Source organism: Bradyrhizobium sp. Kon69 (genome assembly GCF_055807515.1).
The window spans coordinates 1-251 of record NZ_JBVVOS010000484.1 but is presented as its reverse complement, the minus strand read 5'-3'; the positions used below and the strand labels follow the sequence as shown (position 1 = coordinate 251).

General features: G+C 48.2%; 1 protein-coding gene. It reads right to left on the bottom strand.

What is annotated here, in order from left to right; genetic code table 11:
• Window positions 1–224, bottom strand: a 224-nt coding sequence (locus AC0L3U_RS39900; RefSeq protein ID WP_473365198.1) for a hypothetical protein, incomplete at its 3' end; no start/stop codon positions are given.
• Window positions 225–251: the final 27 nt, after the last annotated feature.

Genomic DNA, 251 nt, shown 5'->3' with positions numbered 1-251 from the left:
ATAGTGTTTTTAGACGGGGTGGTCTGGGCAGGAAAGAACTGATGCAGCCAGACTTTATCAGGGTCGATACGCTTACCCGTTCGTAACTCGACATTATCCTGTATCCAGGACTTAACCCATTGATGAGGATCAGGCAGGCCAGCGCCGGAATCAGAAGTAAAAAGTTTATTCGCTTCGATATGAGCAGACACAATACCCTGCACCATCGCCTGCTTATCTGCCATTTCTGGTGCCTTGGGACGATTCAAAAC